The organism is Syntrophobacter fumaroxidans MPOB (assembly GCF_000014965.1).
In the GTDB taxonomy this organism is placed as follows: domain Bacteria; phylum Desulfobacterota; class Syntrophobacteria; order Syntrophobacterales; family Syntrophobacteraceae; genus Syntrophobacter; species Syntrophobacter fumaroxidans.
In genome coordinates, this window is sequence record NC_008554.1 from 4,795,159 (window position 1) to 4,817,991 (window position 22,833).

A 22,833-nucleotide genomic window follows, 5' to 3' on the forward strand; every position below is an offset into this window, starting at 1 on the left:
CCCCTGGTGTTTTCCCTCGGGGCCCGGGGCGTCGAACAGGCGGAACAGGCGGAACAGGGGGGGCGGGGGGATGTCCGATTCCGAGGCATCGGCTTCCCGGGGAGTGGAAAAAGGGATCGCACAAGCCTCTTTCAAGGAGAACGCGACATGATGGGAAGACGGAGTTTTCTGTGCGCGCTTGGGACGGGTGTGGTGCTGCCGCTGATTACGGACCGCGACGGTCCGAACAGGCCGGAAGACCGGAGGGTCCACCTCATCGACGTTCACATCGCGGGGTTCCGGTACTACGAGGGCGTGAAGCCGGAGGTGGCACGTTCGCTGCGAGTCGGAGATGATGTGATCCTCAGGCGGGAGCCTGAGAACGCCTACGATGAGAAGGCCGTCGAGGTCTACACCCGGAGCGGCCTCAAGCTGGGCTATCTGCCGCGGGCCGACAACAGTATCGTCGCTTCACTGGCCGATCAGGACATCGACCTCCGGGCGGAGCTGTGCTTTCTCGATTCCGGGGCAGGATTCCGGGAATGGCCGGGGGTCAGGGTATATCAGCTGATTTGAAACGGAGGGTCGACTCCGTGCCTCGGCGGAAACTCTGGTTAAGGGAGCCGGGAGGGCCGTTGCGGGGAAGAGGGGGGCCGGCACACCGCCGCCTCGAGGACGGGCGGTGAAGGTTGGCTTCCGATCCTTGCAGCGCACCCGGCGGGAGGGAGGAAGGATTCGTGCAATGTCGAGCACGACCCGCACCTCCTTACCCGCCAGGCGGGACGGGATTGCCTCAGGGTTCATCCCTGACGGCCTGCCCGCGGGATGTGAAGGATATTCCCTGCTGGGTCGCGGTGCTGATCATCACCGATTCGATGAGGGGTTCCGTGACCTTCGATTCCGAACGCCATCGAACGATGAAGTTGGCGCCGGCCCCTCCACTCCTGTCCGATTCTTTTACGATATAGTGGATCGAGCCCATGGGCGCCAGCTTGACCGCTGCTTTCAGATAATTGGTGAGCAACTTCCCGTCGTTGTCATGATACTCGACCGCGGTGATGGAAATGGGATGTTCGGGATCGGTGTTTCGGACGCTGAGGGTTACCGTGAGATAGAACGGGACCTCCCGGTCCCCGTGGTAAATGTGAGAGTAGGCGGGGACATAGACGGTCTGGCCGCGCAGCAGTTTCACTTCAGCCGAGGCGGGTTGTGCGAGTGCAATGATCAGTGCGATCAGGGGCACCACATAGAGTGAGAATACGGTGCTCTTGTTTGTTTTCACAAGGGTTGATGGCATGACGAGTTCTCCTTTCATGCTGTGTGGAATTCCTGAAGGGCGTTGAACTGCTCGGGTTCTCCGAGGACGGCGATCATATCGCCCCGGGCGAAACGGAAGTCGGGGCCGGGGTTGGGGTGCAGGGTCCCGCCGCGCATGACCCCAACGATGGAGACGCCGGTGTTTGTCCGGATGTTCAATTCCCCGATGGTTCGATCGTTCAAAGGGCTTTCCGGACCCAGGGTCATCCAGTTCATTTCGAGCAGGCGCCTGGCGTCCCGAAGCAGTGCCACGGTTTCGCATTCCTGGTTTCGACAAATGGGAGCGTAGAGCTCACGGCGAACCGCGTCGGTGTAGCGCAGGATGTCCGTGGCCGGAACATTGAGGCTGATCAGGGCTTGCCGGGTGATTTCCAGGCCGGCTTCGAATTCGGGTTGTACCACCTCGTAGACCCCTTTTTCATGAAGCGCCTTCATCTGTTCCAGCCCTTCCGAGCGGGCCACGATACCCAGGCGAGGGTTGAGGCGACGGGTTTGATCGACGATGGCCTGCGCCGACACGATGGCGGGAATGGTGATCAGGAGCAGGCGGGCCCCCTCGATGCCGGCGGCTTCCAGGACCGCTTCCTGGCCGGCGTCGCCGTAGACCACCGGGAACCCGGCTTCCCTGACTTGCTGGACCTGCCGATAATCCAGTTCCACGAGCACGAAGGACAGTTTCAAATGATGCAGCACCCCCGCGACATGGCGGCCGATTCTTCCCGCTCCGGCGATCACCACATGATCGTGCAGGCCGGTCTCCGGCAGATTGATGGTTTGGAGCGGTTCGCGTTTGAACCATCGTTTGCGAAGCGAATACAGCGGAGCGGTGAGGCTCGAAACGAGCGGGGTCAGCATCATGCTGATGATGGCCGTGCTGAGCACCAGGGAATACATTTCCGTTGACAGGGCACGGTCGGCGAGCCCCACCCGGGCCAGCACGAAGGAAAACTCGCCGATCTGGAAAAGTCCGAGTCCCACGGCCAGGGGAACGACGTTGCCGTATCCGAAGATTCGCGCCAATCCGGCGAAAATGACGCCCTTGCACACGGAAACCAGGAGCACGAGCGTCAGGACCGTGTCCCAGCGGTCGAGAAGAAACTGAGGGTCCAGAAGCATCCCCACAGACGTGAAGAAGAGGAGCGCGAACACGTCCCTCAGGGGGATGATATCGCTCAGCGCCTGGTGCCCGTAATCCGACTCGCTCAGGACCATCCCGGCAGCGAAGGCGCCGAAGGCGAACGAAAGACCGACCAGGTAGGTGGCGTAGCCGATGCCGAGCCCCATCGCCGTGATGGTCAGGAGGAACAGTTCGCGCGAGTTCCATTGAGCGACGTACGTCAGCAGCCGGGGAAGCAGCCTCGTGCCAAGCAGGACCATTGCAGCCAGGAAGACGATCGCCTTCATTGCGGCAAGTCCGAGAATCGGCAGGCCGCTTTCCGCATTGTTCAGCTGAGGAAGGAGAATCATCAGGGGCACGACGGCCAGATCCTGGACAATGAGCATGCCGATCATCACGCGACTTGAAAGGGTACCGAGCCACCCTTGGTTCATCAGTGTTTTCAGGATCACCATGGTGCTGGACAGGGAGATCAGACCGCCCAGCCAGAGCGAAGAGATCGTGTCCCAGCCGAGCAGTTGTTGACCGATGACGAAGCCGCACCCGATGGTGAGCAGCATTTGGATGGGTGTGCCGACAAGCGCGACGGTGCGCACGGGTTTCAGCTTGGTGAGCGAAAATTCCAGGCCGAGCGCAAAAAGCAGAAGCGCCACGCCGATCTCCGCCAGCAATTCGATGTCGTGGATTTCGGATACGGTAACTCCCCCGGTATGAGGGCCGACCGCGATTCCCGCGACAATGTAGCCCAGCATCAGGGGCACCTTCAGCTTGTTTGCCACGATGCCCCCGATCAGGGCCGCGACCACGATGATGACGATGTCGGAGGCTATGCCCATGCCGCGCTGTGCTCCTCGATAGCTGCAAAAGTCCATCGCACCGGCGTCTACGGAAGTGAAGCGACACTATATCATTTTTTTGAGAAGGGGTCAGGCCCGCAATGCAGCCCGCAATGCTGCAATTTGAGTCGATGGGCGGGGAAGGATGCTTTTGGCCATGCCCCGGCGTGCCTTGCAGCCCGCCGCAGAGGCGACCTTCCGGGATGGGATGCGACTGGTGGAGATGCATCCGCACATGATAACCTCAAAAATTTCAGCGATTTCTCATTGCCTTCCCGCAACAGACCTTCTGCCCCGCCGCGGGCCTTTCGGGGAAAACGACGGATGAGCTTCGAGAGCGAGTTCCCGACGCTCGCGACCTGTTGATACGACCACGCGGCGACCGGTGCAAAAGGGACTCGCGGGCAAGGCTTCTTCAAATGGGCCGCCCATCCCGGCCGATCCAGTTACCCATTGGCATTCCACCTGGTGCAGGCGCCGTCGGGCACCCAGGCCCCGAGACGGCCGTATCGATCCTTGGGGGCACAAGAATGTCTTTCCATCGACAATTCCGATTGGACAAATCGATAGGAGTCATATAGAGGCTGATTCGAGGTGTACGGATGCGTGCGACCGGAAGCCGGTGCCGCTTTCATCCGGCGGCTTCAGCCGACTGTCGGATCGCCTGCCGCGGAAGTTCGGAGGCTTGGGGCCGCGGAACAGCCCGGCTTTTGAATTCCCAAAGCGCGTTGCGTCGGGGATTCCGTGAGGCGAAGCCTGTTCGCGGACTGGAAGCCTGGGCCCGCTGATGTGGTTGCCGGCTGTACGATCTGCGGGGTTGCGGTCGGGGCAGGCAGCCCGACCACGGTCTTCGGGGCAACCGGTGATGCGCGGGCGCCGGCTCGAAAGACAACGAAGGCGGTGTTTGAAATTCCTGCCTTTCGAACGCTGCATACACCGAGAAAAGGAGGGCGGGCGTGTCCAAAGTAAAGGTGGAATTCATCAACACATGCTCCTGCTGCGAAGAGTATGGGCGGATCATCCGGTCGGTGGCATCGGGGCATGGAGACAAGGTCGAGGTCAAGATCTACATCGCCGGCAAGGACTTCGATTACCTGAAGAAATATGGGCCCGTCACGAGAGGGACCATGATCATAAACGGTGAGAAACGCCTGGACACCCTCTCGCGGGAGATCATTGAAAAAGCCGTCACGGACGCACTGGCGAGGAGCGGGGATTGATCGCCGGGCTCCTCAACAGGGTCTTCACGGCGTTTTTCGATATCCTCAACGGCGCATCGGTCTGGCTGGTGTTGAGTTTTGCCCTTGCGGGCACTCTGCACAGTTTTCTGCGACCGGAGAAGCTCCAGAGAATGCTGGGAAACGGGAGGCTTTCCTCCATCATGCGGGGTACGGTTTCAGGAATGTTGCTCCCCATTTGCAGTTGCGGGGTCATTCCGCTGGGACTCGGCCTCTACTATTCCGGCGCGTGGCTCGGCCCCACGCTGGCTTTCATGACGGCCACCCCCATCATCAATCCTGCGGCGGTACTCCTGGCCTACGGACTTTTGGGGCCTCAGATCGCCACGATCTATCTCGTAAGCGGCTTTGTCGTCCCGATGATCGTGGGCATGGCGGGGAACCGTTTTGCCGGCCCCGAACTGCGGGCGCCCGGTATCGAGGAGTTCGTAAACGTGCCGGCGATGGAGCACGGCGACGGCATTGGGGTGGGCCGCAAATTCATTTCCGGCCTTCATTGGGGTTTCATGGAACTTGGGGTCATGGTGAGCAGGTACATTGTAATGGGAGTCTTCCTGGCGGGCGTGATCATCGCCGTCATTCCCAGAACCACGATCCAGGAATACCTCGGAAACCCCGGCATGATCTCCCTTCTCGGTATCGCGGTCCTGGGGGCCGTCATGTACGTGTGCGCCGTCGGGCACATCCCTTTTGTGGCCGCATTGGTGGCGAGCGGCGCCGCGCCGGGGATTGCCGTCACTTTCCTCATGACGGGCGCAGCGACCAATCTTCCCGAGCTCATCAGCATTTACAGGACGATCGGCAAACGCGCGGTGGCCATCTACACCCTGACAATGGTCGCCGCTTCCATGCTGATCGGCTACCTGACCAACGTGCTGCTGTTGAGGGACTTTGTGCCCTTTTTCGGGAGCGATCACGCCACGGGAACGGTCGGCATGGCGAAGAGGCTCATCGTGGCCGCTCCAAAACCGCTGGAATACCTCTGTTCGGGGATCATTCTGGCTCTTGCTGTCCATGCGTGTCTGCCTCGAATCCGGCAACTCCTCACCGGCGCGGAATGCTCCCGATGAAGTGGTGGAAAGGCTGCGGGACCTGCATGTGCTTCGTCCTGGCGTGCCTGGTCGCGGCCGCCTGTGGAGAAAGGCCGAAAGGAGAGAAAGGGGCCGAAAAAGCCCAAACGCCTGTGTCCGGAGTGTTACTGGAGCACTTCAAACGGTGGAACCCGCAAAGGGAAGTCATCAAGTGGGCGGAGGCCGACCTTGACAACGACGGGCGGCGGGATTGCATCGTCATTTACCGCGTCGCCAGAGAGAAGAACATGATGCGGGTCGTCCTGGATCGCGGCGGCAATTTTGTCGACACGAACGAGGTCCCCGCACCGTATTCCGACCAGGTGATCCAGTTCAGGGACATCGACGGGAAGCCCCCGATGGAATTCATCGTGCAGGGGGCGAAGGGCGCCAAGATGGGTTTTGCGGTATTCAGGGTCGAGGAGGGCTGGCTGACGGACCTCTTCGGCGAAGGCATGGAGGACTGCTGCTAGGGATTGGATGCCGGATAGAGGACCCCGCGAATCCGGAACAACGGGTTTGCCTGTCCGTCATCCGGCATCGCTTGTTCCAGCCTGGGGAGGGGGCGAGGCGATGAAGAAGGCGAACGAACGGTTATCGGTGCTGATTCTGTTGATGGCGTTTACCGGTTTTACAATGGGGTTTCCAATCTCCAACGGATCGGCGCAGGCTGCCGGGGAGTCGGTTTTGCCGGCCGCGGACAAAGACTATGTGGTGAAGCTGGGCTATTACAACTGCGACCACATGACGGCGGCCCCGGTGGCCAAGGATGCCGGCATTTTCGACGAACTGGGCCTCAAGGTGGAGGTAATCGGCAACGCCAAGGTTCCGGAGGCCATGGCCGCAGGGCAGATGGACCTGGGTTACATCGGCTTCGAACGGACGGTTCGCGCCTACCTGAAGGGCTGCCCGATCTTTATCGGAGCCATGAACCACCTGGGCGGGTCCTACTATCTGGTCCTTCGCAACGACATCTACGAGCAGTACCAGAAGGATCGCAGGGTGCTGCTCGGGAAAAAGCTGGCCCTTGGAACCGAGCCGGAAAAGAACAGTCCCGAGTGGGTGACGTTTACGGGCAAGATCGGTCTTCCGCCCGATGGGAAGAACTATGAGACTTTCAACATGTCGGACAAGGACGAATTCCTTGCCATGAAGACCGGCAAACTGGACGGGTACACGACCTGCGATCCTTGGGGGTCCATGGCCGAACACGACCGGAGCGGACGCATCGTACCGGAGTTCACCATCACCAGGATGCCTTCGGGCAAATGGGGCGCGTGCTGCGTGCTCTCGGTCAACAGGAATTTCGCGGAAGCGCATCCGGAACTGGCCAGGAAGATGATTCTTGCACATTCGAAAGCGATTCAGTTCATCTACACTCACCCGCTCAGGACCGCCGAGATCTTTGCGAGGAACTATTCCGTTCCTCTTGAGGTGGCGCTGATGACCATCTTCAGGAAAACGGTCGCCGAGGACCGCACGATGCGCTGGGATATCCACGAAGAGAATGTTCGGGAAGCAGTCGCCTGGAATCTGGGAACGAAGACCCTCGATCAGGCGGCCGCCACAAATGATTATACCGACACGAGGTATCTGCGGGAGGCGGGAACGGAGGATTTTGAGCGGTTCATCAGGGAAAAGGTGGATCCCGTTTTTCCCCTGGGCATGAGCTATCCGGACTGGAAGAAGAAAGCGTATGCGGTCGAGGGAAAAGCGTTCCAGGCCGCGCTTTGATGAAGGGCGGCGTTTTTGCTTTCGCTCTTCTTTCGTTCGTCATGGCGGCCGTCGTGGGGCTGTTTTCCATGGAAAGCGAAGAGCGGACGCCGTCGGGAATTCGGATCGGAGCGCCCGATGACTCGGCAGGGCTCGTCATTCACTGCATCGTGGGCGGAAGCGGCTTCGAGGCAGGGAAGATCGCATCGGATTACGATCCGTACGTTATGAAGGACTGCTGTGCCGGCACATCGGAATGGGCTTTTGGAACGAACAGGCTCGACGTGGCGCTCATGTGCCCCGATGCGGCCCGGCGACTCGTGGAAAAGAGTTCGATGTTCGAGATCGCGGGGCCCGCAGTCCTCAACTCGGACGTCCTCGTGATTCGCCCCGGGGCCGTGCCGAAAAGAATCGGGATCGCGCACAGGCGCTTTTACCAGGAAAGACTCGTCACGGAATGGTTTACCAGCGGGTGCTCCGTGGTTCCGATGCTCCCGGCGAGTCTTCCCTTCGCCTTTGAACGGGGCGTCGTCGATGCTGTGGTCGTGGATGTCCTGAAGGCATTTGCTCTTTCGGGAGAAAGGATTTCCGTCCGGCGAAGCGGAGCCGACGTTGTCACTTATGTGCTCGTGGCAAGAAAAGATTTCACGGCGAGCCCGGTCCACCGGCAATTCATGGAACGATATGAACGGGTGGTGAGGGAGCTCGGCGACGCGGAAAACCTTGCACGGGCCCTCGAGGGATACAAGGCGGTTCGGTGGACGGACCGGGAGGTGGAAGAGTGGAAGAGATTGAACGTGAGATTCGTCTTTCCGCCGAAAGCCGGGGCATGAAAAAGGAAGACGCGCGACGTCATGCCCGACGCAAGCAGATTCTCTGCAACATTATAACATTCGCGACGGTTGTGCTGATCTGGCAACTGGCTGCGACCGCCTACAAGAGCGACCTGTTGCTGCCGCCCCCCTGGAAGACCGCCAAAGCCTTCTTCTTCGCCGTTCATGACCCGGACACGCTCAAGAATCTTCTGCTCACCCTGCAGCGCGTGACGATCGGTTTCGGCATCGCCCTGTGCGCGGGGATGTCTCTGGGGTTCCTCATGGGGTACTCGAAAACGGCCATGCAACTCATCGATCCCGTGCTCGGCACAGTGCGGCAGGTTCCCATCATGGCCTGGGTCCCGCTCACCATCGTCTGGTTCGGGCTCGGGGACGGCCCGACCGTGTTTCTCATCGCCATGGTCGGGGTGTTCCCCATTCTTCTGAATACCGTAGCGGGGGTGCAATCCATTTCCGCCGACTATTACAACGCCGCCCGAACGATGGGGGCAGGGCCGTGGAGCATCTTCAAGGACGTGATGGTGCCTGCCGCCATGCCGGACATCCTGACCGGGATGCGTCTCGCGGTGAGCGCCGGGTGGATGTCCGTCATTTGAGCGGAGTTCATCGCGACGAGTGCCGGGTTCGGCTACTCCATGGTGGAAGCGCAGACGAGGATGGAGACCCCCCTGCTGATAGCGCTGATGTTCATGGCGGCCCTGGTCGGGTATGGCATCGACCGGCTTCTTTCATTTGTCAACGGGATGCTGACGCGCTGGAAGTGCGCGTAGCTGGTTTGAGGAGGGGGGCGGAGAGGTGCTGAGCGCATGCGCCTGGACGTGAAGAAAGTGAGCAAGGTTTTCATGGCGGACGGGGGCGAGAGAACGGTCCTCGCGGACGTCAGCTTTACCGTTCGGGAGGGGCAATTCGTGACCCTGTTCGGCCCCTCGGGCTGCGGCAAGACGACTTTGCTCAGCATCATCGCCGGCTTTCAGCCGGCGTCGGAGGGCAAGGTGGAGCTCGACGGATTGCCCGTCACAAAGCCGGGGCCGGACCGTGCGTTCGTTTTCCAGGATTATGCCCTTTTCCCCTGGATGACGGTCGGGCAAAACGTCCTTTACCCCCTGCGGCAGCAGAAATTGCCTCGGGACGAGCAGGAGGCGCGCCTCAGGAAGCTGCTCGACCTGGCACATTTGCAGGGGTGCGAAAAGCTGTTCCCGAACCAGATCTCCGGCGGCATGAAGCAACGGACGGCGGTCATACGGGCACTTGCGTGCAATCCTCGAGTCCTCCTGATGGATGAGCCTCTTGGTGCCGTGGACTACCTGATGCGTCGGGAGCTTCAGGAGGAACTCGAGTCCATATGGCTCGAGGATCGAACGACCGTTCTCATGGTGACCCACGACGTTGAGGAGGCGATCTATCTGAGCGATCGGGTGATCGTCATGTCGGCTCACGGGGGGAGAATCGTCGAGGACATGAAAATCAGGCTCGAACGGCCGCGCAGGCGCCGGGGGCAACTGTACCACGAATACCGGGACCATCTCACGGACCTGTTGAGGGCGTCTCACCAGGAGGGAGAAGACATGCCCGGGGGGAAACTGGCCGCCCTCTGAGCGAGGCCGGAATCCGGAGGGACCCTTCCGCGCGTTCCGGGGGAAAGGCCGCGATGAATGTCGGAAGGCCCGGGAGCCGCCTCAAGACTGACGTCGATGCGGCCGGAGGAGGGGATGGCATGAAGGGAGTCGAGACCATGCGGTTCAAGCACTACCCGCCCGAGCGGTTGATGATCGAGAGCATTGCATCGAGACTCACGCCCGATGAGAACGCCTGCCGGTTGTGGTTGATGGAATATACCATCGACCGGGGAATTCCCTACAACATCGACAACGGCGCGGGCGCGGAGCCCCCCGGTTCGAGATCGTCGGTTCGAAGCCTCGCGGAGAAGCGGGCAATCGTCGTGGGTCCCGATGGAAACGTCAATTTCATTTACCCGGTTTCCGCCCTGCCCACGCAGCACAGGGTCCGCTTGAGCGACGGTCGGTCATTTTGCGCCATGTGTGCCGTCGATGCCCTCGGAGCCGCCTTCACTTTCAAGCAGGATATCCGGGTTGAATCGAGCTGTATCGAGTGCGGTGAGACGATTCACGTCGATATCGAGACGCGGCGGATCGCAAGGCTCTGTCCCGAGTCGGCGCATGTTCTCCACGTCGATCTCAACAAGGTCGCGAACTGGGCGGCAAGTTGCTGAAACATCATGAATTTCTTCTGTATGAAGAAACACTACGACCAATGGACGTCAAACCGCGGCGTCAATGAGGAGGACGTCTTCTGCCTGGACGTCCGGGAAGCGATGATCGTTGCGGGAATGCTCTTCACGATGGAGGAGTAATACAATTTTACCTGGGAAGTAGTCTCCCGGGTGAATCTGTTTTCGTGCCCCGATATGGGGAATCCTCTACCTGGCTTGAGTACGGCTCATTTCGGTGCACCGTGAAAACAGCGGGGAAATTCCGGCGACGGCCCGGAGGGGCCCTCGGCGGATCCGTCGGAACATTCGGGCAAGGGGGTTTGCGGGGTTTCGGGCATTGCGGGGGGAAAGGAATATCGGTGAAACGGAGCGGAAGGATTCTTGTCGTGTGCCACTGCCTTCTCAATGCCAATGCGAAAGTGTATCCACTGGCCGGGACGGCGGGAGTTTATGAAGATGTTCTAAAAGGCCACATCGAGGCCGGAGTCGGGCTTTTGCAGCTTCCGTGCCCCGAGCTTTCCTACCTTGGCATCAACCGGTGGGGGATGAGCCGGGAGCAATACGATCACCCCAATTTTCGGTTGCACTGCGAGTGGCTCCTGGAGTCCACGCTCAATCAAATGGAGGCCTTCGCACAGGCCGGATTCGAGATTCTCGGAATCATGGGAATGGACGGCAGCCCGAACTGCGGCGTGAACCGGACATGCCTGGGATATACGGGAGGAGAAATCGGGGCCCCGGGTGGGGTGGCGCAACAGGTCGATGCATTGAGGATGAGCGACGGCCCCGGTGTCTTCATGGAGGTTTTTAGGGCTGCTTTGGAGAAGAGGGGAATCAGGGCAAGGTTTCTTGCCGTCGACGAGGCAATCCCCTCAAGTGGCGTTTAGTCAAAATCGGGAGGAAGAACATGGGGATCGGGAAGAGGATGGTTGGATTGTGGACGTGCTTGTTTCTGCTGACGCTGCCCGCCGTTGCTGCCGCGGATGACTCCTGGAGCAAGGTTCAACAGAGGGGTGAGCTGATTGTCGGATTTTGTGCCCAGTACCCTCCTTTTGAATCCAAGAATGAGAAGACGGCCGAATTCGAGGGATTCGACGTCGACCTGGGAAAAGCCGTCGCCCGGCAAATGGGAGTGAAGGTAAAATTCGTGGACGCCGAGTGGCAGGGCCTCCTCGCGGGGCTGAAAAAGGGCGACTACGACGTTCTGATCACTTGCATGTCGAAATCCGAGGCCAGGAACGAAAACGTCAACATGAGCGACGTCTATTATACGCTGCCGGACGTGATCGTTGTGCGGCAGGACGAGTCGGTCATAAGGGACAGGGATGGGCTCAAAGGGAAAATCGTCGGCGTGCAGCTTGGATCGGGGAGCGAGCAACTGGCGGACAAAAACAGGGAGCTCTTCAAGGAAATCAAGCGTTACAACTACAATCCCGAAGCCTTTACGGATCTCAAGCACAAGCGCATCGATGCCGTGATCGTCGGCTATGCCTATGCGGTGAACCAGATCAAGACGGACCCGTCGTACAAGGTTGTGGGGAAGCCGTTGGCTGAAGCGGACATCGTGATCGTCGCGGCCAGGGGCGCCGACGCCCTGACGGCCAGGATCAATCAGTCTCTGAGCGCCGTCAGGACTGAAGGGACCTATCAAAAGATCCTCGATCAATGGCTGAAGGTCGATTGAGAGCCGGATCGCAAGTATGGAAGAATTCCGATTCGGCATTTTGCACGATGCCGCGCCCTTGATACTGGAAGGGCTCCGGGTGACCGTATACGTCTCGCTGCTTTCGTTTGCGCTTGCGCTGGTCATAGGGGTCGCGGTCGGAATCTTGAGGTCGAAATCGCCCCGGATGAGGGCGGTTTTTTCACCTTATGTCGAGCTGTTCAGGGGAACGCCGCTCCTGATACAGCTCTTTTTTATTTATTACGGTCTGCCCACCATGGGCCTCACCCTGGACAGTTTCAGCGCGGGCGTTCTGGGGCTTGGACTGAACGGAGGCGCGTATATCTCGGAAATCATCAGAGGGGCTTTGCTTTCCGTGGACAAAGGCCAGCAGGATGCGGCGTTCTCTTTCGGATTCTCGTGGCTTCAGAGCATGACCTACGTGATTCTGCCCCAGGCCGTCTCGGTGGCCCTGCCTCCCCTCGTGAGCTCCTTTTCGGCGCTGCTGAAGGAGTCGTCGCTGGTTTCCGTTCTTGCCATAACGGAATTGACCCGGGTCAGCCAGCTCATCTATACGCGCACTTTTCGCGCTCTCGAAGTCTACCTGGCCATTGGGGTCCTGTATTTCCTGATGACTTGGTTTGTTGCCCGGCTCTCAAAACGATTGGAGCGGAAATACAGGGTGAGCGGGCGAATTCCGTGACTCACGGGGCGGGGTTGGGCCTACAGTACCGCAACAGGAAGGGGTGAGCGAAACGGGAGGGTTGCGGCCAAGGGGGGATTGGACCCGTCCCCGGTTCGCGACGAAAGGGCGTACCGTGCGGACTGGGTCCGGCGGGAGTGCCTCGGACGGTTTCTTTCCCCGGTTGCAGACGTCCTATGTTGAAGCGCGCGATGCGGGTATGAAGAGGCACCGAGAACCCGATGCTGAAAGGCCGCCCCGCGGGAGCTCATACCGAGGTGCGTTCAAGATGACACAACACCTGCCCGGTGGGAGGTTGACGCGGGGGGGATAAACCCCGCCCTTGCTACGGACCGACGTGCCGGTCTGACGTAGCGAGGGGAGGGCTTTATGCCCTCCCGCCCAATGCAATCATCTTCAACCTAGAATTTTATCAGAGATTGACGTCCTCAAAAAGCTCTCTGCGGTTCTCCCGCAAGTCGATCACGTAGAGGAGCCTGGCCTTTTTCCCCAGTTCTTCCCGGATCACCGGAAGCTCCGCTCGATCAAGGCCGCGGACCCGGATGTGGACCCGCCGCTGACCCTTGGGCGTGCGTTCATAGGAACTGAGGATACTGGCAAGGCGCCCTCCGTGGGCCCTTAGGATGTCCGTCAACTCCTTGATGGAGCCTGGTCGATCTTCCAGTACGAAGCCGAGGACGATTCCGCCCCGGCGGTGCCCCGTCACCGCCACCAACACGCGATTGGTATCGGCCTGGGTGAACACCCCCAAAACCTGGTTGCTGTGATCGATCACAACCACGCCGGGAACGTCGTTGTACAGCATGACTTCGGCGGTCTCCTCCACGCTGTAGTCCAACGGTACGGTGACGGGAGCCCGGGACATTACATCGGAGACCCTGATCCGTCTCAGAACCAGGCTCAAGTCGAGCCCGCCGAGAGAGAGACCGCCGCTCAGGGCCAGAGGCTTGAGGTTCAGGTCGGTGACGGCCCCCACCAACTTTCCGTCCTGCATGACCGGCAGCATGCTCAGGTGATTATTGTTGAGCAAGTCGATGGCCTGCCCGACCGAGGCATCGGCATCGACGGTGATCGGCGTTGCGCTTATCCAGTCTTTTACAAGCATTATTGCTCCTTATAAGAAATTGACGACGGGCGGCGACTCACGCTTTCCCCTTCGTTTCTTCGCTGATTTCCCTGTAACGCTCCGTCTCGGAGTATTTTTTCGCTTCCGCCTTCTTCACATCTTCCTCGGTGAGGTGAATTCTGCCGCAGGCAGGGCAGTAGAGTTCCTTGCTTTTCACATTCAGTCTTGCCGCCAACTGATCGACGGTCATGTGAGGCACCGCCCCGCAGGCCGTGTCCGCCGATTCCACCGTGACTTTGGTCCGTTTTTCCCTGGGTTCCTTGGCGCTCATATCAGCCTCCCTGTCTATGGTGTCCCTGTCATCGTCTTCAGTCGTTTCAGGGCACGCTGGAAAACACGATAGCAACTGATCGTCCAACCGCGGAAATGCGGCGCGGCCACGGGGGCCGCAACCCGAGGTCCGGCTTTTCCGTGAAGGGCGCGAAGAATAGGAAGCCGCGGTGAGAAGCCTTCTCGTAACCTTCGTACTCTTCGGTGTGGCATGCCTCCGTTCAATGACTCAGGGTGTGGGCCATTTCCGGATAACCTCGCCGTCCGCCTTCCTGATCGTAATGGTAACGCCATTCTCGCCATCCAGGCGATGGGTGGCACAGGAAATTCAGGGGTCGTAGGCGCGCACCGCCATTTCGATCTTGTTCAGGATGGTTTCGTCGACCACCCCTCTCTGAATCAGAGTGCGCGCCGCCTGGTTGACGCTCAGGCTGATGGGTCCAAGGTTGTGGGTCGTGCCGACGATCATGTTGGCTTTGGTCACCATCCCCGCGGAGTCGGTGGTGTAGTCGTGAATGAGCGTGCCGCGGGGAGCTTCCAGGCAGCCCACCCCCCGTCCCGCTTTGGGTTCGACTTTGGCGCGCACGTTGGGATCGGTGATCTCCGGATCCTCGAGCAGCTCTATGGCGTGCTCGCAGGCATACACCTCTTCGATCAGGCGCGCCCAGTGGTGGAGCAAGGTGAACTGAGCCGGCCGGCCGAACTTTTCACGGAACTCCTCCAGCTCGGCCTGAGCGCGCGGAGTCGCCATTTTGTCGGCCACGTTGATCCGGGCGAGGGTGTTGGCGCGATAGATTCCTCTTGGCTGCAGCGGATCCAGGGAAAATCCCTCGTTCCAGCAGCGTGCATAGGGGAACTTGCCGTAGGAATGGGGTTCCACGTGTTCTCCGAGATAGTCGAGGTAATCCTGCGGGTCGAAATCGACAAAGCTTCCGTCGGGTTTCATGAGCCGGATTTTGCCGTCGTACAGGTTCAGGGCGCCGTGGTCGTCCACCGTGCCGATGAAGCCGGTGTTGATCACCCCGAGGGAGGCCACCGCATCGAGGTATTTCGGGAACACCTGGGTTTTGGCGAAGTCGATGGTGAAAAGCGCGAACTCCAGCATTTCTTTCATCTTGCCGAGAAATTCCCGGCGGTCTTCCTCCAGGAGTACCCGGGAAAACCCGCCCACCACCCCCGCGTGGGGATGAATGGCCTTTCCGGCGAATTTCTCGAGGATCATCTTGGTTGCATATCGCATCCGCACCACGCGCCCGGCCAGTTCCGGATGTGCCTTCGCCACCCCGATGACGTTGCGCACCCCGTAGTCGCTGTCCGGTCCCATGACGAAGTCGGGTGCGGCCAGGAAGTAGAAATGCAGAATCTTGTCTTCGGAGTGAGAGATGGCCTGCATGAGCTCCCTGAGCTTTCGGCCGGCGGGGGGCGGCGTCACCCCGAAGCAACGGTCGACGGCCTTGTTGGAAGCCAGGTGATGCTGCCACGGGCAAATCCCGCAGATCCGGTTGACGATGCGCGGGAGCTCCTCCGCGGGTTTTCCTTCCACAAACTTCTCGAAGCCCCGCAGCGACATGAAGTGAACCCTGCTGTCCTGGACTTCACCCCGGTCATCCAGCTGAATGGCGATGGACGCGTGCCCTTCGATGCGGGTAACGGGTTGAATATTGATCAATTGTCCCATGGTCTGTGCCTCCTACGCTTTGCGCGCGGGCCGGAGCATCCGATGGGCCCCGGCGAATCTCAACATGGAAACGGTTTCCGGCAAAGAACCCACGTCGATGCCGTTGGATGCAAGGGCATTCAGCATATCGAGCCGCTGATTGCCGTCCTGCTTTACCGGGCCGTAGCATCCGCGGCAGGGAACCCTGGCCGTAAGGCAGCGAGGGGTGATGCCGTCTCCCCCGCACCCGGCCCTTGTCACCGGTCCCATGCACAGCATTCCTTGTTCGAGAATACAGCGCATTTTGTCCAGAGGCTCGTCCGGGCTCTGCTGGTAGGGCGGCTGCAGGAATCGCCTGAGTTGTTTGACCTGCCCTTTGCCTTCCCGCACCGTGGGACAGTGATCGCACACGCTCCTGCCGGGAAGATCGAGCGGTTTGCCTTCCACCAGTGCGACCAGCGCGGCAAAAACGTGGTCCGGGTGCGGCGGGCACCCGGGAAGGTAGACGTCGACCTTGACCTGTTCATCGAGAGCGGAGCAGGCATCGAGCAGGGTCGGAACGCCCTGGTTGGGGAACTCCTCCGGCCGGTCCGTGGATTCGGTGCCGTAATAGCGCTCGAGGGTCTCCTGGTTGCTGTATGAATTGGACAGAGCCGGGATTCCACCGTGTGTGGCGCAGGTGCCGAGGGCCACGATGATCTGGCATTTCTGCCGCATCAGCCGGATGATCTCCAGGTGTTCCTCGTTGCGCACGCCGCCGCTGACAATCCCTACGGCGGCCTCGGGAATCTCCAGGTGTTTGCCGTCGCCCAACTGGCCGAAGTACTTGTGATCCATGAGTACCGGGCTGTGTACGAACTCCACGAGCGCCAGGACGTCCAGGAGCCGCTCGCCCATGTCCACTATGGATATTTCGCAGCCCGAACAGGAATTGAGCCATTCTTGCACAACTTTCACCGCCATGAATCGCCCTCCTCAGGAAGCCGCAGCCTGCTGAGCCCGGCGACCGTATGGAGAAGGTCCGAGCTCAACGAGCTTGTTGGTCATTTGAGTAACCGCATCGACGAAACGATCCGCTTCCGCGGAAGAACACCAGACGAGTTGAAATCGTTCGGGCTCCAACCCGATGGCTTCCACCATCTCGGTGATGACCCGGGCACGCGCTTGAGCTTTGTGATTACCATCCAGGTAATGACATTCGCCCAGGTGTCACCCCATGACCATGACGCCGTCCGCTCCCAGCGTCAGCGCCTCCACGACCAGCCTGGGATGGACCATGCCGGAGCACATGACGCGCACCAACCGAATGTTGGGCGGATACTGCATGCGCGATACCCCGGCAAGATCGGCGGCCGCATACGTACACCAGTTGCAGGTGAAACCGATGATCTTGGGTTCGTGATCCATGTGTTTCTCCTTTCAAGCCGTTAGCATCGCCCTGACCTGGGCGCCGATTTGTTCCAATGAAAAGCCGGCCACCTCCACCCCGTCCTTGGGGCAGGTCGCCTGGCAGAGGCCGCACCCTTTGCATTTTGCGGCGTTCACCTCGATGTGGGCCGAGCGACGGCCGTCGGACCCCGTTTCCTGGGCCAGGGAGATGGCATGGTAGGGGCAGACGTCCAGGCACAGGGCGCACCCGTCGCAGCCCGCCGTGGGTTGCGCTTTGGTGGATTCGAGCCGGATCCGGTCGTTGGCCAGGACCGTTACGGCCCGGCTGGCAGCCGCCTTGGCTTGCGCGATGGCCTCATCGATCGGCTTCGGGTAGTGGGCCAGGCCGGCCATGAAGATGCCGTCGGCCGCAAAGTCCACCGGCCTGAGCTTGGCGTGCGCCTCCATAAGGAACCCGTCGGCGTCGGTGGAGAGCTTGTAGAGCTTCGCCAGTTCGTTGTTGGCCGGATTCGGAACGATGGCGGTGGCGAGGACCACGATGTCCGCCGCGATACGCTGGGGCTCGTGGAGCACATGGTCCCAGACGGTCACTTCCAGTTGACGGTGTTCCGTGGCCTTGACCTTCGGCTTTTCGTGCAGTTCATAGTTGATGAACACGACCCCCATTGCTCTGGCCTTCCGGTAAAGCTCCTCCCGTTCCCCGTAGGTCCTCAGGTCGCGGTACAGGATGAACACCTCCCGCCCGGGCTGTTCTTCCTTGAGCTGGATGGCCGCCTGCACGGAATGCGTGCAGCACACCCGGGAGCAGTACATGCGATCCTTTTCGCGAGAACCCACGCACTGGATGAACAGGAACGTCCTGGCGTCGGCGAACCGTCGATCACCCATCATGTAGAGCTTGTCGAATTCGATGGCGGTAAACACCCGGTCGTGGGTGCCGTAGCCGTATTCGACGGGCTGGTAGGCTTCCCCTCCGGTGGCCAGGACGCACACTCCGTGTTCGACCACCGTGTCGGTGCGGCCATTGGCGACCGTGGAGCGAAAATTGCCCACGAAGCCCTCAGCCCCGGTCACAGTGGACTGGAGATGCAGTGTGATGAGCGGATGGCTCCTCACCTTGGCATCCATTTCCTGGATGGCGGCTTCGAGGGGCTCTCCTTTCCAGGTGTGATAGAGATGTCGCGCCTGTCCTCCGAGGACGTTCGATTTTTCCACCAGGTGCACCGGGAAGCCGTGATCGGCCAGTTCCATGGCTGCCGCCATGCCGGCCAGGCCGCCCCCGACGACCAGGGCGGAGCGATTGACATCGAAGGCCAGGTCGGGAAGCGGGGTGAGCAGCCCGGCCTTCGCCACGGCCATACGCACCAGGTCCATGGCTTTGGCCGTGGCGCGGCCGGGGTCATGGGCATGCACCCAGGAATCCTGGTTGCGGATATTGGCCATCTCGAACAGGTATTCATTCAAGCCCGCCGCCTTGAGGGTTTCGCGGAACAAAGGTTCGTGGGTGCGCGGAGTGCAGGCGGCCACGACAATCCGGTTGAGCCCTTTTTCCAGGATGCGCTCCCGCATGATCTCCTGGGTATCCTGAGAACAACTGAATAGATTCCGCTCCACGTGCGTCACGTGAGGAAGGGTGGAGGCAAACTCGGCCACTCTTTCCACGTCCACCACCCCGGCGATGTTGGTGCCGCAATGGCAGATGAAGACTCCGATGCGCGGCTCCTCACCGGTCACATTCCGCTCATCGGGAAATGTCTTGGCCCGGGTCAGGAGGTTGCGGGCCGGTGCCAGTTCGCGAGTGGCCTCGGCCGCGGCCGCGGACGCTTCCATGACGGTTTGGGGGATGTCCTTGGGGCCGGTGAAGGTGCCGCACGCAAAGACCCCCGGCCTGGACGTGGCCACTGGGTTGAAGGAAGAACCGTCGACGAAGTGGTTGCCGTTGAGATCGATCCCGGCGCGCCGAGCCAGCTCGACGGCGGGGGCCGAGGTGCACAGGCCTACCGAGAGCACCACCATGTCGAATTCATCTTCGATTTGCCGGCCTCGATCGTCGATGTAGCGGAAGTACACGTTGTTGGAATCGGTGACGGGTTCAAGGGAGTGGACGCGGCAGCGATGGAAACGGATGCCCTGCTGTTTCGCCCTTTCGTAGAAGCGCTCGAACTCCTTGCCGTGGGTGCGCATGTCCATGAAGAAAATGGACACGTCCAGATCCTTGACGTGGTCTTTGGCGATCATGGCTTCCTTGATGGCATAGGTGCAGCAGACCGATGAGCAGTAGCCGTGGGAGGCCTTGTTGAGATCGCGGGAACCGATGCATTGGAGAAACGCCATGCGGCGTACCTCTTTGTGGTCCGAAGGGCGCACGAGGTGACCTTCGGTGGGACCGGAAGCCGAGAGCAGCCGCTCCAGTTCCATGGCCGTGATGACGTTGGGGTACATGCCGTAGCCCCAGGTGCGGATGTTGCTGGGGTCGAAGGTGGCTGAGCCCGGGGCGAGCACAACCGACCCCACCTGCAGGGTTACGGTTTCCTCCCGGTCGTCGAACCGGATGGCGCCCGCGGGGCAGAATTTTTCACAGGCCCGGCATTTTCCGGCTTTTTCGAAATAGATGCAGTGATCCTTGTCGATGGCGTATTTCTGCGGCACCGCCTGGGGATAGAGCAGGTAGGCGGCTTTGCGTTTGTTGAGACCTTCGTTGTACTGATCTTCCACCTTACGCGGGCACTTTTCGGCGCAGAGCCCGCAGGCAATGCATTTTTCCATGTCCACAAACCGAGGATGCCGGAGCAGTTCCACGCGGAAGTCACCGGGTTCGCCGGTGATGCTCATCACCTCGGAAAGGGTGTGCAATTCGATGTTCAGATGCCGGCCGACCTCGACCAGTTTCGGTGCGATGATTCACATGGCACAGTCATTGGTGGGGAAGGTTTTGTCCAGTTTGGCCATGGCCCCGCCGATGGCGGGCCGGCGTTCGACCAGGTGGACATAAAAGCCGGAGTTGGCGGCGTCCAGGGCCGTTTGCATGCCCGCGATGCCTCCTCCCACGACAAGAACGGATCCATTGATGGGATTGGTCATGATGCGTCTCCCTGAAGCAAAAAGGGTTACTCCTCTTCAGATTTTTCGGGTTCCAGGATCAAGGCGTCGGCCACCAGTTCCCAGATGTATTTGACTTCGACGTCAAGGTCGTATTCCTTGCGCAGGCTCTTCATGATCTGGTCCCGGCAGTTGTGGCAGGATGTGACGACCAGTTTGGCCTTGGTGTTTCTGATCTGGCGCTGCTTGATACGACCATAGAAGACGCGTTCCTCGCGGAAGGGCAGGGCCCAGGCGCCGCCGCCGCCGCCGCAGCAGTAGTTGCCTTCAAAGTTGGGATACATTTCGGTGAAGTTCGGGCAGCACTGCCGCACGATCCATCGCGGCTCTTCGAAATAGCCGATCCCGAATGCCTTCAGCGACTTCCTTCCGTAGTTGCATGGATCGTGATAGGTGGTGAGCTCGGAATGCAGGGCAGGATCGACCTTGATGCGTCCCGACTTGAGGTACTCCATGAGGACGTCGAAAATGGTGACGATCTCAAATTTCTTGAGGTCTTCCGCGTACCATTTCTCCAACCCGAACCGGGTGGCATAATAGGCGTGGCCTCATTCGGGCAGGACAAGTTTTTTCGCCTCCAGACGGTACATGTTGTCCACCAGGCGGCCGACCATGATCCGCATGGCCTCGTCGTCACCGGTGAACAGTCCCCAGTTGACCCCTTCCCAATTCTCCGAAGGAATGGTCCAGGATTCCCCGGCGGCATGGAAAATCTTCCACCAGAACTTCATGTCGTCCGGTTCACCGAAAGGTTCCTTGGAGTTGACGGTGACCAGAAGGTTGGCGCCCTGCACGTCGACGGGAGTGGCGAAACCGGGGCAGCATTCTTCAGCCAGCTCTTCACCGACTTCCACGAGCAGGTCGACGAATTCGGATTTGGGTATGCCCAGGTTGTTGCCGCGGCGCAGCGCCATCAGCACCCCCTTGTGCAGAGGGCCGGGTACCTTCTCGCGTTCCCGCAGTCCGCGGATCCGGCGAAAGAGTTTGACCAGTTCCACATTCATGGGACAGGCTTCTTCGCACTTGCCGCACAAGGTGCACTTCCAGGTCCAGTTGGAATCAACCACTTCCTTGGTGCGTCCCAGCACCACCATGCGGACGATTTTGCGCGGGTCAAGACCGTCCACGCCGGAGATGGGACAGGCACTGGCGCAGCTGCCGCAGGTCAGGCACACGTCGGCCCATTGGGGATCGGCCCGTAGAAGATTGTCGCGTATCCCGATCGTTCTCAATTCGGGGGCACTCGTTGTGTTTATATTCATGGTTTCCTCCTTGACTGGTAAAGACTCGACATCCCATTGTGCCAACTGGGTGAAAACGCTTTCCGGTATGGACTGAAAGCGGCAGAAGCGGCGCAGGTCTTCAAGCTGGATGAAATACTTCTTGGCAACCGTGCTCGTGGCGCGCAAGGTGCCGTTCTTGATCCAATTGCGCACCGTGTTGCGATGCACGCCGAGCTTTTCGGCAAATTCTCCCACACGAATCTCGATCATGAAACCCCTCCCTCGGCAGCACAAGGGAGCCGTAGCCAGATGCGGCGGGTGGCGGCAATCGGGGGTCGCGACGCTTCCCCCCGGATTGTTTGGGGAATGTGAACGATCTGTGCCGACCGGGCGCGGATTGCCTTGAGCATGTTCACGTTTCGAAACCGGCGACGGGCAAACACCATGGGCTTCACCCGGAGAAAGCAGTCGATTCCGGAAATTTTGCCGCGTTCCTCTCCGACTTCGTCGACTGCAATGTCCCGAACCGTCCGACGACAGTTCCCGTCTACCAAAAGGAGATTGAACCGCAATCCGGCCGTACCCGCCTCGATGCAGACCGTGCCGCCGGGGCTTCCCGGGTGGACATGCAGCCGAGCGGCGAGGGCCGGACCAAAGCCGTCGTCTTCCGGTAATGGCTTGATGCACGCCAAGACCACGCATTCCTTCGGGAATGGACCCTGGATCATGTCGTTTGACTCGATTTTGAGTGACGTCGCCCGTGGTGCTCGAGCCGCGTTGGAACACCGCCCGATCGGCCTGGACAACGAAACGATCCACCGATGCCGCCAACCGGTCGGAGGAATCCGAACCTGCCGGCAGGCGGCGGAAACTACCTCAGATGAAAGCTGCCGTAGAAGCTGCGAAGCAGAAGCCGGATCACCGGGCGATAAACTGGGAGGAAAATGGATCGGGAGTGGAAAATGAGCAACTCAGCCGACAATGCAGGGAACTCGATGCTGCTGGTGAAACCAATCCGCTTGAAACTTCAAAGAAACCGACAGGCCGCCGTCATGAAACCATCGCCTGTCGTGAGAAAAACCCGCACTTCGAAGTGTCTGCCGCCCTCCTTTCCCAGAAAACCTGCTGCATCGGCCCTGCGCCGTCTTCAAACCGACTTTCCAGGTAATTGCATTGTGGTGGTGAGATCGGATAGTGCCAAATGTGCGAACTGTGCAATCGTGCTGTGAATGCAATTCTAGATCGAGGTTTTCGGAAGTCAAGCATAAAATGCACATTCAACGGAACTTTGCGGCGCACCGGCGCGACGCGGAGACGAAAAGGTCTGACGAGCAATACAATTCGGTCTTTGCGGTGGGCTTTCGGTC

22 protein-coding genes are annotated in these 22,833 nt (G+C 60.0%); 13 read left to right on the forward strand and 9 right to left on the reverse strand.

Going from position 1 to position 22,833, the window contains the following annotated elements:
* Positions 1 to 147 precede the first annotated feature (147 nt).
* Positions 148 to 555 (forward strand): HIRAN domain-containing protein, encoded by a 408-nt coding sequence (locus SFUM_RS20305; protein WP_011700720.1) that lies wholly within the window; start codon positions 148 to 150, stop codon positions 553 to 555.
* 217 nt (positions 556 to 772) lie between these two features.
* Here SFUM_RS20305 and SFUM_RS20310 read toward each other — a convergent pair whose 3' ends face one another.
* Together SFUM_RS20310 and SFUM_RS20315 are read right to left on the reverse strand one after the other, a co-directional pair.
* Positions 773 to 1,276, reverse strand: coding sequence for a DUF3124 domain-containing protein (locus SFUM_RS20310; protein ID WP_167321384.1), 504 nt, complete (start codon positions 1,274 to 1,276; stop codon positions 773 to 775).
* Between the two features lie 14 nt (positions 1,277 to 1,290).
* Positions 1,291 to 3,249: a monovalent cation:proton antiporter family protein gene (locus tag SFUM_RS20315; RefSeq protein WP_011700722.1), complete on the reverse strand. Its 1,959-nt coding sequence runs from the start codon at positions 3,247 to 3,249 to the stop codon at positions 1,291 to 1,293.
* Positions 3,250 to 4,205: 956 nt separating this feature from the next.
* Between SFUM_RS20315 and saoT the strand changes: the two genes are divergently transcribed.
* The 11 genes from saoT (at position 4,206) to SFUM_RS20375 (ending at position 12,702) form a co-directional block, all read left to right on the forward strand.
* The gene (gene saoT / locus SFUM_RS20320) at positions 4,206 to 4,469 is read left to right on the forward strand and encodes a thioredoxin-like (seleno)protein SaoT (protein WP_011700724.1); all 264 of its coding nucleotides are present in this window, start codon (positions 4,206 to 4,208) and stop codon (positions 4,467 to 4,469) included.
* Positions 4,466 to 5,557 (forward strand): efflux transporter SaoE, encoded by a 1,092-nt coding sequence (saoE, locus tag SFUM_RS20325; RefSeq protein WP_011700725.1) that lies wholly within the window; start codon positions 4,466 to 4,468, stop codon positions 5,555 to 5,557. Before saoT ends, saoE begins: the two co-directional genes overlap by 4 nt.
* Positions 5,554 to 6,030: a Cys-Cys-COOH (seleno)protein SaoC gene (gene saoC, locus SFUM_RS20330; RefSeq protein ID WP_049766440.1), complete on the forward strand. Its 477-nt coding sequence runs from the start codon at positions 5,554 to 5,556 to the stop codon at positions 6,028 to 6,030. Before saoE ends, saoC begins: the two co-directional genes overlap by 4 nt.
* Before the next feature lie 100 nt (positions 6,031 to 6,130).
* Positions 6,131 to 7,291, forward strand: coding sequence for an ABC transporter substrate-binding subunit SaoX (gene saoX, locus SFUM_RS20335; RefSeq protein ID WP_041441130.1), 1,161 nt, complete (start codon positions 6,131 to 6,133; stop codon positions 7,289 to 7,291).
* On the forward strand, positions 7,291 to 8,103 hold the full coding sequence (gene saoB, locus SFUM_RS20340; protein ID WP_011700728.1) for an ABC transporter substrate-binding (seleno)protein SaoB: 813 nt from the start codon (positions 7,291 to 7,293) through the stop codon (positions 8,101 to 8,103). The genes saoX and saoB overlap by 1 nt, the downstream gene beginning before the upstream one ends.
* A complete protein-coding gene (gene saoP / locus SFUM_RS20345; protein WP_239591053.1) occupies positions 8,052 to 8,876 on the forward strand; it encodes an ABC transporter permease subunit SaoP in 825 nt (274 codons plus the stop codon). Before saoB ends, saoP begins: the two co-directional genes overlap by 52 nt.
* 36 nt (positions 8,877 to 8,912) lie before the next feature.
* The gene (gene saoA / locus SFUM_RS20355) at positions 8,913 to 9,701 is read left to right on the forward strand and encodes an ABC transporter ATP-binding protein SaoA (RefSeq protein WP_011700731.1); all 789 of its coding nucleotides are present in this window, start codon (positions 8,913 to 8,915) and stop codon (positions 9,699 to 9,701) included.
* A gap of 119 nt (positions 9,702 to 9,820) precedes the next feature.
* Positions 9,821 to 10,477, forward strand: a complete 657-nt coding sequence (gene saoL, locus SFUM_RS20360; RefSeq protein WP_238493467.1) for a MerB-like organometallic lyase SaoL — start codon at positions 9,821 to 9,823, stop codon at positions 10,475 to 10,477.
* A 218-nt stretch (positions 10,478 to 10,695) separates the two neighbouring features.
* Complete coding sequence (locus tag SFUM_RS20365) at positions 10,696 to 11,223, forward strand: CD3072 family TudS-related putative desulfidase (protein WP_011700733.1); 528 nt, start codon at positions 10,696 to 10,698, stop codon at positions 11,221 to 11,223.
* Between the two features lie 20 nt (positions 11,224 to 11,243).
* Positions 11,244 to 12,020 (forward strand): ABC transporter substrate-binding protein, encoded by a 777-nt coding sequence (locus SFUM_RS20370; protein ID WP_011700734.1) that lies wholly within the window; start codon positions 11,244 to 11,246, stop codon positions 12,018 to 12,020.
* A 16-nt stretch (positions 12,021 to 12,036) separates the two neighbouring features.
* The gene (locus SFUM_RS20375) at positions 12,037 to 12,702 is read left to right on the forward strand and encodes an amino acid ABC transporter permease (protein WP_011700735.1); all 666 of its coding nucleotides are present in this window, start codon (positions 12,037 to 12,039) and stop codon (positions 12,700 to 12,702) included.
* A 412-nt stretch (positions 12,703 to 13,114) separates the two neighbouring features.
* Here the strand turns inward: SFUM_RS20375 and SFUM_RS20380 are convergent, their stop codons facing one another.
* From SFUM_RS20380 to SFUM_RS24040, 7 genes are all read right to left on the reverse strand, one after another.
* Complete coding sequence (locus SFUM_RS20380; protein WP_011700736.1) at positions 13,115 to 13,807, reverse strand: CBS domain-containing protein; 693 nt, start codon at positions 13,805 to 13,807, stop codon at positions 13,115 to 13,117.
* Positions 13,808 to 13,844: 37 nt separating this feature from the next.
* Positions 13,845 to 14,099 (reverse strand): hypothetical protein, encoded by a 255-nt coding sequence (locus SFUM_RS20385; protein ID WP_011700737.1) that lies wholly within the window; start codon positions 14,097 to 14,099, stop codon positions 13,845 to 13,847.
* A gap of 228 nt (positions 14,100 to 14,327) precedes the next feature.
* On the reverse strand, positions 14,328 to 15,776 hold the full coding sequence (locus tag SFUM_RS20390) for a Ni/Fe hydrogenase subunit alpha (RefSeq protein WP_083764161.1): 1,449 nt from the start codon (positions 15,774 to 15,776) through the stop codon (positions 14,328 to 14,330).
* Positions 15,777 to 15,788: 12 nt separating this feature from the next.
* Positions 15,789 to 16,718 (reverse strand): NADH-quinone oxidoreductase subunit B family protein, encoded by a 930-nt coding sequence (locus SFUM_RS20395; protein ID WP_011700739.1) that lies wholly within the window; start codon positions 16,716 to 16,718, stop codon positions 15,789 to 15,791.
* A 12-nt stretch (positions 16,719 to 16,730) separates the two neighbouring features.
* Positions 16,731 to 17,162: a hydrogenase iron-sulfur subunit gene (locus SFUM_RS23860; RefSeq protein ID WP_150109586.1), complete on the reverse strand. Its 432-nt coding sequence runs from the start codon at positions 17,160 to 17,162 to the stop codon at positions 16,731 to 16,733.
* A 12-nt stretch (positions 17,163 to 17,174) separates the two neighbouring features.
* The gene (locus SFUM_RS20405) at positions 17,175 to 20,225 is read right to left on the reverse strand and encodes an FAD-dependent oxidoreductase (protein WP_150109587.1); all 3,051 of its coding nucleotides are present in this window, start codon (positions 20,223 to 20,225) and stop codon (positions 17,175 to 17,177) included.
* Positions 20,226 to 20,251: 26 nt separating this feature from the next.
* Entirely contained in the window at positions 20,252 to 21,736 is a 1,485-nt protein-coding gene (locus SFUM_RS24040; protein WP_083764164.1) for a 4Fe-4S dicluster domain-containing protein, read from the reverse strand.
* Positions 21,737 to 22,346: 610 nt separating this feature from the next.
* Between SFUM_RS24040 and SFUM_RS23050 the strand changes: the two genes are divergently transcribed.
* Positions 22,347 to 22,634: a hypothetical protein gene (locus SFUM_RS23050; RefSeq protein ID WP_150109588.1), complete on the forward strand. Its 288-nt coding sequence runs from the start codon at positions 22,347 to 22,349 to the stop codon at positions 22,632 to 22,634.
* Positions 22,635 to 22,833 lie beyond the last annotated feature (199 nt).

Excerpts from the sequence above, each read along its gene's own strand:
- SFUM_RS20305 (WP_011700720.1), top strand. The coding sequence starts at position 148 with ATGATGGGAAGACGGAGTTTTCTGTGCGCGCTTGGGACGGGTGTGGTG.
- SFUM_RS20310 (WP_167321384.1), bottom strand. The coding sequence starts at position 1,276 with ATGCCATCAACCCTTGTGAAAACAAACAAGAGCACCGTATTCTCACTC.
- SFUM_RS20315 (WP_011700722.1), bottom strand. The coding sequence starts at position 3,249 with ATGGGCATAGCCTCCGACATCGTCATCATCGTGGTCGCGGCCCTGATC.
- saoC (WP_049766440.1), top strand. The coding sequence starts at position 5,554 with ATGAAGTGGTGGAAAGGCTGCGGGACCTGCATGTGCTTCGTCCTGGCG.
- saoX (WP_041441130.1), top strand. The coding sequence starts at position 6,131 with ATGAAGAAGGCGAACGAACGGTTATCGGTGCTGATTCTGTTGATGGCG.
- saoB (WP_011700728.1), top strand. The coding sequence starts at position 7,291 with ATGAAGGGCGGCGTTTTTGCTTTCGCTCTTCTTTCGTTCGTCATGGCG.
- saoA (WP_011700731.1), top strand. The coding sequence starts at position 8,913 with ATGCGCCTGGACGTGAAGAAAGTGAGCAAGGTTTTCATGGCGGACGGG.
- SFUM_RS20370 (WP_011700734.1), top strand. The coding sequence starts at position 11,244 with ATGGGGATCGGGAAGAGGATGGTTGGATTGTGGACGTGCTTGTTTCTG.
- SFUM_RS20375 (WP_011700735.1), top strand. The coding sequence starts at position 12,037 with ATGGAAGAATTCCGATTCGGCATTTTGCACGATGCCGCGCCCTTGATA.
- SFUM_RS20380 (WP_011700736.1), bottom strand. The coding sequence starts at position 13,807 with ATGCTTGTAAAAGACTGGATAAGCGCAACGCCGATCACCGTCGATGCC.
- SFUM_RS20385 (WP_011700737.1), bottom strand. The coding sequence starts at position 14,099 with ATGAGCGCCAAGGAACCCAGGGAAAAACGGACCAAAGTCACGGTGGAA.
- SFUM_RS20395 (WP_011700739.1), bottom strand. The coding sequence starts at position 16,718 with ATGGCGGTGAAAGTTGTGCAAGAATGGCTCAATTCCTGTTCGGGCTGC.
- SFUM_RS23050 (WP_150109588.1), top strand. The coding sequence starts at position 22,347 with ATGAAAGCTGCCGTAGAAGCTGCGAAGCAGAAGCCGGATCACCGGGCG.